Raw genomic sequence first — 12792 nt, forward strand, 5'->3', positions numbered from 1 at the left:
CGTGCCGCCACCGGGCCGCCACCGGGGTCACGCGGTCAGGACTTGGCGGCGGGCTTCTTCGTGGTGGTCCTGGCCCGGGTGGTGGTCCGCTTGGGGGCGGGCGCCCGCTCCCGCCGGTCGGCCAGCAGCTCCGCCGCCCGCTCCAGCGTGATCTCCTCGACCGTGTCGCCCTTGCGCAGCGACGCGTTGGTCTCGCCGTCGGTGACGTACGGGCCGAAGCGGCCCTCCTTCACCACCACCGGCTTCTTGGAGTTCGGGTCCTCGCCCAGTTCCCGCAGCGGCGGAGCGGCGGCGGCACGGCCGCGTCCCCGCGGCTTCGGCTGGGCGAACAACTCCTTGGCCTGCTCGATCGTGACCGTGAGCAGGTCCTCCTCGGACGCGAGCGACCGCGAGTCGGTGCCCTTCTTGATGTACGGCCCGAACTTGCCGTTCTGCGCCGTGACCTCCTCGCCGTCGATCGCGCCCACCACACGCGGCAACTGGAGCAGCTTCAGCGCCTGCTCCAGCGTGATCGTGTCCAGGTCCATCGTCTTGAACAGCGAGCTGGTGCGCGGCTTGGGGGCGTCGGCCTTCTTCGTCCGCTTCCTGCCGTCCGCCGGCGCCGGCTCCTCGGGCAGGATCTCCGTGACGTACGGGCCGAACCGGCCGTCCTTGGCGACGATCCTCCGGCCGGTGGCCGGGTCGACGCCGAGATCGCGGTCGCCGCTCGGGCGCGAGAACAGTTCCTCGGCCTTCTCCGCGGTGAGGTCGTCGGGCGCCATGTCCTCGGGGATGTTCACCCGGGCGCCGTCGCGGTCGAGGTACGGCCCGTAGCGGCCCACCCTGATCACGATGTCCGTCCCCTTGATCGGGAACGAGCTGATCTCCTTGGCGTCGATCTCCCCGAGGTCGGTGACCATCTCCTTCAGGCCCTCGTCGCCGTCCCCGGCGCCGAAGTAGAACCTGCGCAGTTCGGGCACCCGCTCGGCGCGGTCGTTGGCGATGTCGTCGAGGACCTTCTCCATCTCGGCCGTGAAGTCGTAGTCGACCAGGTTGCCGAAGTGCTGCTCCAGCAGGTTGACCACGGCGAACGCGAGGAACGACGGCACCAGGGCGGTGCCCTTCTTGAACACGTAGCCCCGGTCCAGGATCGTTCCGATGATCGACGCGTACGTCGACGGCCGGCCGATCTCGCGGTCCTCCAGCTCCTTGACCAGCGATGCCTCGGTGTACCGCGCGGGCGGCTTGGTCGAGTGCCCGAGCGCGGTCAGTTCGGCCGCGGTGAGCCGGTCGCCCTCGGTCAGCGTGGGCAGGCGCTTCTCCGAGTCGTCCCGGTCGGTCGCGGGATCGTCGGCGCCCTCGACGTACGCCCGCAGGAAGCCGTGGAACGTGATCGTCCGGCCGGTGGCGCTGAACTCGACCTCCACCGGGTCCGCGGCCGTCCCGGCGGAGCCGTCGCCGCCCGCGCCGGACGTGCCGGCGACCTTGACCGACACCGACTCGCCGACCGCGTCCTTCATCTGGGAGGCGACCGTACGCTGCCAGATGAGCTCGTAGAGCCGGAACATGTCCCCGGCGAGCCCGGTCTCGCCCGGCGTGCGGAACTCCTCCCCGGACGGCCGGATCGCCTCGTGCGCCTCCTGGGCGTTCTTGACCTTGCTGGTGTAGGCGCGCGGCTTGTCTGGCACGTACGCCGCGCCGTACAGCTTGATCGCCTGGCTGCGGGCCGCGGCGACGGCCGTCTCCGACAGCGTGATGCTGTCGGTACGCATGTAGGTGATGAAGCCGTTCTCGTACAGCCGCTGGGCCACCTGCATCGTGTACTTGGCGGAGAAGCCCAGCTTGCGGCTCGCCTCCTGCTGCAGGGTGGTCGTCCGGAACGGCGCGTACGGCTTCCGCGTGTACGGCTTGCGCTCCACCGAACGCACCGCGTACGAGGCGCCGGCGAGCCGTCCGGCGAGGGCGGTCGCGGCGGCCTCGTCGAGGTGCAGGATGTCGGGGCTCTTGAGCCGGCCGGTGGAGGCGAAGTCGCGGCCCTGGGCCACGCGCCTGCCGTTCACCCCGGTCAGGGTGGCGGAGAAGGTCCGGGGGTCGTCCCCGGCCCGGCCGGTGTCGAACAGCGCCTGGAGGTCCCAGTAGGCGGCCGCGGTGAACGCCATCCGCTCCCGCTCACGCTCCACGACCAGGCGGGTGGCGACCGACTGCACGCGCCCGGCCGACAGCCGCGGCTTGACCTTCTTCCACAGGACGGGACTGACCTCGTAGCCGTACAGGCGGTCGAGGATGCGCCGGGTCTCCTGGGCGTCGACCAGGCGGAGGTTGAGGTCGCGGGGGTTGGACACCGCGTCCCGGATCGCGTGCGGGGTGATCTCGTGGAACACCATGCGATGCACCGGGATCTTGGGCTTCAGCACCTCGCGCAGGTGCCAGGCGATGGCCTCGCCCTCCCGGTCCTCGTCCGTGGCGAGGTAGAGCTCGTCGGCCTCCTTGAGAAGCTGCTTGAGCTTGGAGACCTGTGCCTTCTTGTCGGGGTTGACGACATAGAGCGGCTCGAACTCGTGGTCGACGTTCACCCCGAGGCGGGCCCAGGCCTCGCTCTTGTACTTCTCCGGGATGTCGTCGGCCTTCTCCGGGAGATCACGGATGTGGCCGATGCTCGACTCGACGATGTAGCCGCGCCCGAGGTACCCGGCGATCGTCTTCGCCTTCGCGGGCGATTCCACGATCACCAGGCGGGTTCCGCCGGCGTTGCCGTTGTTGGCTGGCACGCTGCTTCCTACCTCGCTGTCCGCTGTCGTTCCCCGTGTATCCGGGAGTTTCCGGGTGTTTCACGTGTTTCCGGGTTTCGTGCGCCCCGGCTCACTGACACCCTCGTCGCCCGGGACGGGGGTGCCTACCCCCACCGGGCGCCGTGGAGGCACCGCTTTGAAGGTACCTGCCGCCGCACGTTCCTCCCCCTCGGGCTACCCGGTTCTGTCCGGGAATGTAACTCGCCTGGCGCTGTTATCCACGAGGACGCAGAATAGAGCCCATCGAGTTCCCTAGCACGCCCCGGAGACCAATGGCTGTGCTCGACTACTCCTACCTGGACCTGTATCTGCCGCGTGGCACCCCTCGGGAGGTGGCGCGACAGATGCTGACGGAGCATGCCGAGCACGGAGACTGGGAATTGGAGCGGCTGCGCCTGTATCCCGACGGCAGCAGGCGCGTCCGGCTGCGTCGGAAGATCATACGGGCCGCTCGGACGATGTGAGCCGCGGAGGCGGCGACGCCACGGTCAAAAAGAGCTTTGCCCGCCCCGGGCCGCGCCCCCGGAACGGGCAAAGCGTCGATGCCCTCCTCCACTGGCCGGGAGGCGGCGTCCTGGTGGCCCGCGCCGGGCCCGTACGACGAGCGGCTGGTTCGCCGCCGCCGCGCCCGGCGCGAGCGTGATATCCCTCGCGTCCTCAGCCGGGCGCGTGGTTCTTCACGCGCCCGGCCGTCCGGCTACCTGCGGCCGAAGCGGAAGCGGCGGGTGACGGCGAACAGGCTCGCCGAGACGGCGAACATGGCACCGAGGACCAGTGCGGCGAACGAGCCGGCGTTCATGCCGGTCAGCCCGACGGGCTGCTCGGCGCTCATGAGACCGAGCTTGCCCAGCGGGAGCACCTCGGTGGTCTTGCCGAGGTCGCCGGTCGGCAGGTTCCGCGTGGCGTCGGCCACGGGCAGCGAGGCGGTGGCGTCGTCCAGCGTCCGCTGGGCGGGCAGCGTGCGGGCCGTGTCGTCGAGCGAGCCCGCGGCCGGCAGCGCGCCGGTGGCCTTGGACACGACGGCGGCGGGGTTGCCGGCGGGGACCACGCCCTTCACGCCCTTGCCCGCCGGGACGGGCGGGGCGGCCGGCAGACCCGGCGTCTCCGGCAGGCCGAGCATGTTCGGCAGGTTGCCGATCACCGGCCCCGAGGGCGCTGCGGGGGCGCTCATCGGCTGCATGGTGTGGGCGCCCGACAGCACCGGCATCGCGGGCGTGGCGGGCACCATGGCGCCGCGCGCGGCCCTGTGCTGGGGGTGCGGCCGGTAGCCGTGGGGACCCCAGCCGCCCACCTTGGCCCCGCCCAGGCAGCCCGCGGCGGCGTCGCCCAGCACGGCGACGGCGTTGCCGCAGACGTTGACCGGCGCTGTGATCGGCGCGACCACCTGGTTGCCCGCGACGATCCCGTGGCGACCAGAGGTCACGTTGCCGCCCGCACCGGCGCCGCCGCCGACCACCGCGGCCCCGCCCCGGCAGCCCGCGTGGGCCTTGCCGAGCGCGGCGACGGCGTTGCCGCAGACGTTGACCGGCGCCGTGATCGGCGCGACCACCTGGTTGCCGCCCAGGATCGAGGAACGGCCGGAGGTGATGTTGCCGCCGGCGCCCCAGCGGCCGCCGTGCCCGCCGCCGATCACGCTCGCGCCGCCGCGGCAGCCCGCGAAGGCGTCGCCGATGACCGCGATGGCGTTGCCGCAGACGTTGACCGGCACGGTGATCGGCGCGACCACCTGGTTGCCGCCGCCGACGCTGTGCGTGCCGCTGGTGACGTTGCCGCCCGAACCGCCGGACCAGCCGCCGTGACCCCCGTGACCCCCGTGACCGCCGTGGCCCGGCCTGGACCCGCCGTGGCAGCTGCCCGAGCCGTTGCCGCACACCTCGACCGGTGCGGTGATCGGCGCGACCACCTGGGTGCCGCCACCCACGGAGTAGCGCCCGTCGGTGTCGTGACCACCCGAACCGGGACGGGGCCGGTGGTGACCGCCGTGGCCGTACCCGCCGTGCCCGCCGTGCCCACCGTGACCGCCGGGGCCGCCCACGGACGAGCCGCCGCGGCAGCCCGAGAACGCGTCACCCAGGACGGCGACGGAGTTGCCGCAGACGTTGACCGGCGCGATGATCGGGGCGACCACCTGGTTGCCGCCGAGGACCGAGGAGCGGCCGCTGGTGCGGTTGCCGCCGGCGCGGCCGGCCGGACCGGCGCCCCCCACGTAGGCGCCGCCGCGGCACCCCGCGGTGGCGTCGCCGAAGATGGCGATGGAGTTGCCGCACAGGTTGATCGGCGCGGTGATCGGGGCGACCACCTGGTTGCCGCCGCCGACGCTGTGCGTGCCGCTGGTGACGTTGCCGCCCGCGCCGCCGCGGCGGCCCGGGCCCTTGGCGACCGCACCGCCGCGGCAGCCCGCTCCGGCCTCCCCGAGGACGGCGACCGCGTTGCCGCAGACGTCGATCGGGGCGGTGATCGGCGCGACCACCTGGTTGCCGCCGAGGACGCTCCCCGCACCGGAGGTGCGGTTGCGCCCGGCGCCCTGGCCCGCGCCCTGTACGGCCGCGCCGCCCAGGGACGAGCCATGGGACTCTCCCGCGACCGCCACCGCGTTGCCGCTGATGTCGATCGGCAGGGTCACCGGGATGTCGACCTGGTTGCCGCCGAGGACCGAGTGGCTTCCGTCGGTATCGGCGAAAGCCGTACCGCTGCCAAGGGCCATGACGCCGACGGCGAGAAACGCCGCGGAGGCCGAGCCCTTCGCCCACGTTCGCATGATGAATGCTCCTAGTGGTTCTTCTTAGGGGGTTACCTGACAGCTCGCGACTTCTGTCCACGCCGAATGAGCACAGCGGAGCGGTGGACGGTCACGAGGATGGGAGATTCCGCGTCACCCGCGCGGGAGCCTGCCGCCTGGGCACCACAGGTCAGGGCAGACGGTGGCACCGGTCGCCGTACCGAGGCGGACCGGCGCGAAGGCGGGATCAGTCAGGAGAGAAAGACGGGTCGTCCGCCGCTGTGCGGACCACCGGGGGAACAACCGCCGCCAGTGGGGCGGGCAGGGTGGTGAGACGCGGCTCGAACACAGGCCGCGCGACATCCCCGAACAGGATGCTTCCACCGCTTGTCTGCGGGACCAGGCCCTGGTCTGCGGGCGCGTGGTCCGCGGTGGACGGCGGAGGGAGCATGGGCTTCGACTGGCTGGTCAGCCCGTCGACCGTGCGCCCCGCCATCGCCTCGGCGTTCACCGAGGTGTCGTCAGCCGCCGTGGGGAAACCGTCGGCACTCTTCCCGTGAGACCTCGCCACACCTGCGGCGCCCGGCGAGGGCGGCAGGCCGAGGTCCGGACCGGAGACACGGTCGGGAAGAACCGACCCGGCGGCGTCAGGTGAGGGTGCGGCCCCGGCGGCGGAGGTCGCCGTGCCGAAGACGCCGAGAAGCACACCGAGCAGCCATGCGGCGGCGATCAGCCCGCCGACGACCAGCAGGCGGCTCGATCGGGAGCCGGCCGCGAACCGCGCCATCCGGCTCCGCTCGTGGCGGCCGGGAGACGTGACGGGCACGCCGGGAACGGCGACGGGCGAAGACGCCCCCCACTGCTCCTGCGACGTGCTCGTCACGCGACCTCCCCATACCGCTGAGCCGACATCCGGCCGACTCGACCCGGAGCGGATCAACCCTCAACGGAGAGTCACTGTAGCGGCACGGCACGTGATCGCAACAGCTTTCTCAGCAGTATTCGAGGAAACGGTCAAGGACCCGGACGCCAAACTGGAGCGAATCCACCGGAACCCTCTCGTCGATGCCATGGAACATCCCGGAGAAGTCCAAGTCCTCGGGAAGCCGCAGCGGCGCGAAGCCGTACCCGCTGATGCCGAGGCGGCTGAACGCCTTGAGGTCGGTGCCGCCGCTCAGCGTGTACGGCACGACCCGCGAACCCGGGTCCTCCTCGTGCAGCGCGTCGGCCATGGCCTTGACGAGCGGGCCCTTGAAGGGCGTCTCGACCGCGACGTCGTGGTAGACGAACTCCCGCGTCACGTTGGGCCCGAGCAGCTCGTCCACGGTCTGGAAGAACTCGTCCTCGTACCCGGGCAGGAACCTGCCGTCCACGTGCGCGGTCGCGGCCTGGGGGATGACGTTCGCCTTGTAGCCGGCCTGGAGCATGGTCGGGTTGGTCGTGTTCTTGAGCGTCGCGCCGATCATGCGGGCGAGCGGGCCGAGCGTGGCCACCGCCGCCTCCGCGTCCTCGGCCTTGACCTCCGTGCCGAAGACCTCCTCGAAGAACGCCTGCACGGTCGGCGTGAGCCGCACCGGCCACTTGTGGCGGCCGATCCGGCCGACCGCCTCGGCGAGCTCGGTCACGGCGTTGTCGTCGTTGAGCATCGAGCCGTGCCCGGCCCTGCCCTTGGCGGTCAGGCGCATCCAGGCGATGCCCTTCTCCGCCGCCTCGATCAGGTACAGCCGCCCCTTTTCCGTGGTCACGCTGAAGCCGCCGACCTCGCCGACGGCCTCGGTGCAGCCCTCGAACAGCTCCGGGTGCCTGCCCGCCAGCCACTGGGCGCCGTAGTGGCCGCCGGCCTCCTCGTCCGCGGTGAAGACGAGGACGACGTCCCTCGGCGGCCTGCGTCCCTCGCTCAGCCGCCGCCGAACGACGGCGAGGATCATCGCGTCCATGTCCTTCATGTCCACGGCCCCGCGGCCCCAGACGCAGCCGTCGGCGACCTCGCCGCTGAGCGGGTGGTGCGTCCAGTCGGCGGCGTCGAAGGGCACGACGTCCAGATGGCCGTGCAGGAGGAGGGCGTCCCGGCTCGGGTCGGCGCCCTCCACCCGGGCGACCACGTTCGCCCGGCCCTTGTCGGACTCCAGGATCCGCGGTTCCAGGCCGACCTCCGCCAGCTTTCCGGCCACGTACTCCGCGGCCTCGCGTTCCCCGGGGCCCGTGTTGTCCCCCGCGTTCACCGAGTCGATCCGGATCAGGTCGCGGCACAGCTCGACGACCTCGTCCTCCCCGAAGCGTGGGGTCATTGCGCCTCCTCCTACCGGACGGGTCGCCCAGTGGCCGGACCCGCCCGTGTCTGTCACGTCGTACGGCTCGCGCCTCCATCCTGCCGCCGTACAGGCGTGTCCTTCACCCCCGGGCCGCCGCACGCCGTACGGAGGGGCTGAATCCCGGTATGAAGCAGGGCGGAGAGAGTGCTAACCTGTATCAGCCGACGCGGGATGACGATCCCGCGTGAGGCACCACGTCCGGGTGGCGGAATAGGCAGACGCGCTAGCTTGAGGTGCTAGTGCCCAGTGATGGGCATGGGGGTTCAAGTCCCCCCTCGGACACAAACCCACATGTGGAGGCTGGGGGCAACCCGGGCCTCCACAAGTCGTTTCCGGGGTCGGTACGTCGATCGCGCGGGGACGGCCTCCGGGGGCCTGAGTGCATATGCGCTTGCGCGAATCAAGGAAATGCGCGTGCCCATACGGCCTTCTCACACGCAGATCGCACGGTGGATCGAAGGCCAGAAGCCACGAGGCATCACCGCTGCTCTGATCGCTGAAGCACTCAGCCGCAAGCTCGGTCGCCAGGTCACCCTGGCGGACATCGGGCTGGAGGGCACCACTGTCTCACCCGAGATCGGGCTCAACTTTTCTGACGTCCGGCGAGCTTGGTGAGGTACTGCGTACCGCGCCGTCGAGAATGACGCCCGCACTACCTTGGCTCTCCTGACGTGATCATGCCGGACACGGGACGGGCCGTGCGGCGATCTGAAACAGCAGGCGGCGCGCAAAAGCGGGTGTGGAGATGCGCAGCGCGGCTCGACACAGCGCAACAGTGAATGAAAAGGACGACCAGATAAAAATCCCTGGCGAGCGGAGATGTTCCCGGCGCTCGGCCAAGCGCTGAGCCATCCACGTCTACAGCTGAAGGGCTATGGTGTGTCTCGGTTTGGAGAGGGGACAAGGCGTGACCAATGGTAATGAGGCACCCCTGCCAGTATGGACACTCGCCACAGAGGCCTTGAGCGTGCCGAATGTGCTGGGCGATGAGGGCATGACACCGGCCCGACTCGCCGAACTGCGAACAGTCCTGGCAACACTTGCGGATTCCCCCATCGCCACGTTGGAAGCGCATCCGATGTCGACCAAGCGCGATCGAAACGGTGGGATTCCGCTCCATGCAGCCAGCCCGCTCGCTCAGCAGTTGTCGCACCTCGTGGCTCAGACAGCGAAGTCGGCGCCTCCGACGCTGAACGTCGCCGCTACCGGTGACGTGCTCTACCGGATGGTGGTACCGGCAAAGGTTGCCGCACAGGTCGGTAAGGGACTCGTCCAGCCCATGAAGGCGTCTGCCGGAGGTGTTCACAGCGCGCTGGTCAACTCCGCCGGCCGCATCACAAACCACGCGAGTTTTGTTCCCGTTGCCGGCAAGGCCGCTGTCGCAGGTGCTGCGACCGGATCAGCCGGCACAGCCGGTGTGGCCGCGGCCAGCGCCGGAGCGTTGACCGTGGCCGCGCCACTCGTACTGATGGCCGTCGCGGTCGGCGTCAGCGCCTACGCTGATCACCAACGCCAGGCAGCGATCGAGCGGATCACCGACCTCCTGGAGCAGTTACACGAGGACAACCTCGAGGACGAACGCAGCGAGTTGGACGGTTGCCGGGATGCGATCGATAAAGCGACGTCAATCCTCCTCGACCAGGGCAGAATCGGCCTCTCGTTAGGGCTGGACACTTCGTCGTATGCGATCAGCACGGCGATCGAACGAGCCAAGCGTCGGCTCATCAGGTGGCAAGATGCGCTAGCCAAGCTACCCGACGGCCCTGTCGAGCTCGGTGCGTTGACGAAATCATTCCCTGGTGTCGACAAGGAAGGCGGAGCATTCCGCGCACACCTGGAGCTCGCACGACTCGCCATCGCTCTCAAACGCCGAATGCTCGTGCTTCAGGCAGTTGAACACGCTCAGCTTGTGGACACGAACAATCCGTTCAAGAGCTTTGTCGGGACGTTGCACGACGGCGAGCGTCGCGTCGACGAGTTGGAGTCAGGCATCAACTCAGTCCTTCTTCGACTGTCGACTCTCGAACTGAAGCGTGAAGGCGGTTTCCTGAGCATCATGTTCACGCAGGGCGAGGTCGACGACCTACTCAAAGCCGTATATCGCCTTCGCGCCTTGGGTGATGGCCTCAACATGGGAATCCACCAGGCCGACGTTGCGATTGAGATCGAACGAAGCAGCGACGGATCGCTCGTAGTGTTCCCTGCTGTCGCTGCCTGACCGGACGCCGTGCGGAACCCGACCGCGCCCATAGCACCAGGAAGGCTGAACAGGATCGCTGCGTTTCAGGCGGCCAGTCCTGCATTGGTACGTGCGCCATCCACCAGTCCGCCGAACCGGTCAAGGCTCTCGATGTGGAGAAGCGGTCCCCGCCGTGCCGGTGGCCAGGTGGAGCGGCACCGGCCATCACAGGCCATAGCGGACCGGGGGATCACCTCGTGGGGCCCAACGGACCGCCTACGGGTCACACGAGTGACTAGCTAGAAGTGCGCGACGAGTCTGCGTACGACTCTGGGGTCGCGGAGGACCACGCCGAGCTGGAGATGCTCAAGGCGGTGGCGCGTCAGCGGCTGGTTGCCGGTCAGCAAGAGCTGGACCTGCGCCCGGAAGATGGACGGCGGAGGGAGGGCCGGTGGAGATCACTTTATGATCTCCTCGGTGCTCTCTCTTGCGGTGGACAGTGCGTAGCTGTCCTTCTGCCTTGAGTCCTCGGGAACGTAGGCCGTGCGCGGACGTCCGATCTTTTTGGCCACCGCGTGTTCGGCTGGAAACTTTCAACGGTAGTGCGACCGGCTGTTGTCCCAGGAAGCCTCCGTCCGGCGCGTGCGGACCCCGCGGCACAACAGATCGCGAAGCACGTACGGGCGCGGAGCGCTGCGAGGCTTCCGCTGGTCAGCGGTGCGCACCCTTCGCGCGCACTCGCTTCCCCCTTCGTCACACCCTCGCCAGCATCGACGGGCCAGGCCTTTTCGTGCCAAGCCGCCAAGGCCGAGCGCCCGGTTCCGGGTATTGACCGGACTGATGTTATCGCTCACACTCTCGTAACACCGATGTAATCCTCACTTCCACCGCGGGTAAAGAATGCGCGTTCGGCGTCCGGTGATACGAACCCAGTCCCCATCGAACAAGGTAGCCCTGCCGCACAACTATCAGCGCTGACATTCGTTGGAGCTCTGATGCAGTCCCCCCAGCTGAACCGGCGACGGCTGCCGCAGGCCGCCGGTGCGGCCGTCGCCGCCGGGGCGTGCCGTACCACCGCCCGCACAAGACCCTCGCCGGTCTCCTCGACGTGAGCAGTCACATCGGCAGCACGCGCTGCGGCATGCCGCCGCGGTTCGCGGCATGGGTTGACCGGCCTGCACGCCGACACGCGGATCCGCCGGCAACACGACGTGCGCAAGCGAAAGCCGACCCAGCAATCCAGATCTAGTGATGGGATAATTCATGGCACTGAGCATGGCGTCTGGTGGTTACTCATCAGGACCATCGCGGCGCATCCGGCCATTGCGCCGGTTGCTGATCGCCCTTGTGGTGACCACGCTCACCGCAGCGGCGGCCCTCGTCTCCGCGCCGTCGGCCAATGCCGCCACGAGCCAGTTCCGCGGCATGAACTGGGCCGTGCTGGGTGACAACTTCAGCACCGGCCCGCTGGTCGTGCAGGGCCTGAGCCAGTCCGACAGCAACGCGACGGTACGGGCCAAGGCCAACTCGCTCTACGACAGCATGGAATACCTCATGGGGGTCAACACCGTCCGGCTGCCCATCAACACGCACACCGTGGCCAACACGACCTGGTGGAACGCCTACCGCGGCGCCATCGACGCCGCCGCCGAACGCGGATTCAAGGTCATCCTGGCCTACTGGGAGGACGGTGCCGCCTCCGGCGGCAGGATCACGAACCTCGCCGCATGGAACGCGATGTGGTCCAGCGTGATCAGTACTTACGGCTCGAACGGCAACGTCTACTTCGAGCCGATGAACGAGCCGCACGGCTATTCGTCGTCGGAGTGGCGCAACGTCGCGGCGAACTGGCTCAGCTCCCACCCCTCGGCGGTGCCCGGCCGGGTGCTCATCGGCGGCACCGGCTTCAGCCAGGACCTGCGGGACATCTGCAACGACAGCCGCTTCAACTCGACGCTGCTTTCCTTCCACTACTACGCCTTCTTCTACAGCGCGATGACCTACGACGGTTTCCGAAGCCACATGCAGTCGCTTCTGGGCAACTGCGCCTCCCGCGCGGTCGTGACGGAGTACGGCGCGCCGATGGCCACCGGCCTGAACTACGGCGACCCGAACAGCACCGACAACTTCGTGCGTTACCTCCGCGCCGTGACGCAGGTCATGCGGGACAACCAGATGGGCGGCACCTACTGGCCCGCCGTCGGCGGCAAGATAACCGCAGGCCTCGGCTACGACCACTACTCGATGTTCGCTCTCGGCGGCAGCGGCACCACCCTCAACCTGTCCACCCGCAACGGCTACGGCGCCAACCGGGTCCGCTACGGCTGGGGCGACACCGTCGGCGACTCCAGCCCTTCGCCTTCGCCCTCGTCTTCGCCGCAGCCGGACACGTTCTACCGGATCGACGCGCGCCACAGCGGCAAGGCCATGGACGTCCAGCAGGCCAGCACCAACAACAGCGCGCGCGTCGACCAGTACACCTACAACGGCAACGCGTGGCAGCAGTGGCGCTTCCAGGACGCCGGCGGCGGCTACTGGCGCGTCATCAGCCGCCACAGCGGAAAGTGCCTCGACGTGACCAGCGCCTCGACCGCCGACGGGGCCGAGCTCATCCAGTACACCTGCGGCACCGGCAACAACCAGCAGTTCCAGATGGTCGCCAACGGTGGCTACTTCCAGCTCCGGGCACGACACAGCGGCAAATGTGTGGACGTACCGGCCGCGTCCACCGCGGACGGCGTGATCCTCAAGCAGTACTCGTGCAACGGCGGCACCAACCAGCAGTGGTCGCGCACGGCCGTCTGACGGTCGTCT

At 69.3% G+C, this 12792-nt stretch carries 7 protein-coding genes and 1 tRNA gene; 4 read left to right on the forward strand and 4 right to left on the reverse strand.

The annotated features are described in order from the left end of the window. Positions 1-35: 35 nt before the first annotated feature. Complete coding sequence (gene topA, locus HHX33_RS32475; protein WP_182877917.1) at positions 36-2747, reverse strand: type I DNA topoisomerase; 2712 nt, start codon at positions 2745-2747, stop codon at positions 36-38. Between the two features lie 293 nt (positions 2748-3040). Here topA and HHX33_RS32480 point away from each other — a divergent pair, with 293 nt between their 5' ends. After that, positions 3041-3232, forward strand: a complete 192-nt coding sequence (locus HHX33_RS32480; RefSeq protein WP_220499497.1) for a DUF5703 family protein — start codon at positions 3041-3043, stop codon at positions 3230-3232. Between the two features lie 233 nt (positions 3233-3465). Here the strand turns inward: HHX33_RS32480 and HHX33_RS32485 are convergent, their stop codons facing one another. The 3 genes from HHX33_RS32485 to HHX33_RS32495 all read right to left on the reverse strand — a co-directional run bounded on the left by HHX33_RS32485 (position 3466) and on the right by HHX33_RS32495 (position 7775). Continuing rightward, positions 3466-5526 (reverse strand): chaplin family protein, encoded by a 2061-nt coding sequence (locus HHX33_RS32485; RefSeq protein ID WP_182877918.1) that lies wholly within the window; start codon positions 5524-5526, stop codon positions 3466-3468. Between the two features lie 208 nt (positions 5527-5734). Then, positions 5735-6370: a hypothetical protein gene (locus HHX33_RS32490; RefSeq protein WP_310741621.1), complete on the reverse strand. Its 636-nt coding sequence runs from the start codon at positions 6368-6370 to the stop codon at positions 5735-5737. 109 nt (positions 6371-6479) lie between these two features. Next, on the reverse strand, positions 6480-7775 hold the full coding sequence (locus HHX33_RS32495; protein ID WP_182877919.1) for a M20/M25/M40 family metallo-hydrolase: 1296 nt from the start codon (positions 7773-7775) through the stop codon (positions 6480-6482). A 220-nt stretch (positions 7776-7995) separates the two neighbouring features. Here HHX33_RS32495 and HHX33_RS32500 point away from each other — a divergent pair. The 3 genes from HHX33_RS32500 to HHX33_RS32510 all read left to right on the forward strand — a co-directional run bounded on the left by HHX33_RS32500 (position 7996) and on the right by HHX33_RS32510 (position 12783). Further along, a tRNA-Leu gene (locus HHX33_RS32500) sits at positions 7996-8081 on the forward strand. Positions 8082-8706: 625 nt separating this feature from the next. Further along, positions 8707-10017, forward strand: a complete 1311-nt coding sequence (locus HHX33_RS32505) for a hypothetical protein (protein WP_182877920.1) — start codon at positions 8707-8709, stop codon at positions 10015-10017. A gap of 1293 nt (positions 10018-11310) precedes the next feature. Further along, positions 11311-12783: an RICIN domain-containing protein gene (locus HHX33_RS32510; RefSeq protein ID WP_220502449.1), complete on the forward strand. Its 1473-nt coding sequence runs from the start codon at positions 11311-11313 to the stop codon at positions 12781-12783. Positions 12784-12792: the final 9 nt, after the last annotated feature.

Source organism: Microbispora sp. H10670 (genome assembly GCF_014161385.1).
Taxonomy (GTDB): domain Bacteria; phylum Actinomycetota; class Actinomycetes; order Streptosporangiales; family Streptosporangiaceae; genus Microbispora; species Microbispora triticiradicis.

Excerpts from the sequence above, each read along its gene's own strand:
- HHX33_RS32480 (WP_220499497.1), top strand. The coding sequence starts at position 3,041 with ATGGCTGTGCTCGACTACTCCTACCTGGACCTGTATCTGCCGCGTGGC.
- HHX33_RS32485 (WP_182877918.1), bottom strand. The coding sequence starts at position 5,526 with ATGCGAACGTGGGCGAAGGGCTCGGCCTCCGCGGCGTTTCTCGCCGTC.
- HHX33_RS32495 (WP_182877919.1), bottom strand. The coding sequence starts at position 7,775 with ATGACCCCACGCTTCGGGGAGGACGAGGTCGTCGAGCTGTGCCGCGAC.